We start from the raw sequence: 482 nt of genomic DNA, 5'->3' as shown, positions 1-482 counted from the left end.
CGGTTTGTTCGATGTTTCCCACATGGGCCAGTTACGTCTGCACGGTGAAAACGCAGCGAAAGCCCTGGAGGCACTGGTTCCTGTCGACATCATCGATCTGCCGGAAGGCAAGCAGCGTTATGCTTTCTTTACTAACGAAAACGGTGGCATTTTAGACGACCTGATGGTGACAAACTTTGGTGATCACTTGTTTGTTGTGGTCAATGCGGCGTGTAAAGAGCAAGACATTGCGCACATCCAGGCGCACCTTCCTGCTGATGTGACACTGGAAATTCTCGACGATCGTGCGTTGCTTGCCCTGCAAGGCCCTAAAGCGGCTGAGGTGCTGGCGCGGCTGAATCCTGCCGTCAGCGATATGCTGTTTATGGATGCCACTAAACTGGACCTGCTGGGCGCGGAATGTTATGTCAGTCGCTCTGGATACACAGGTGAAGACGGCTACGAAATTTCTGTACCGTCAGGTAAAGCAGAAGAGCTGGCGC

At 52.9% G+C, this 482-nt stretch carries 1 protein-coding gene; it reads left to right on the top strand.

The genetic code is table 11. The features are described 5' to 3' along the window. Positions 1-482, top strand: a 482-nt coding sequence (locus ACYP03_RS24035; RefSeq protein WP_459782366.1) for an aminomethyltransferase family protein, incomplete at both ends; no start/stop codon positions are given.

Source organism: Photobacterium sp. R1 (assembly GCF_054600795.1).
Note: the sequence above shows the minus strand (reverse complement) of the source record. Positions and strands in the feature narration are given on the sequence as shown.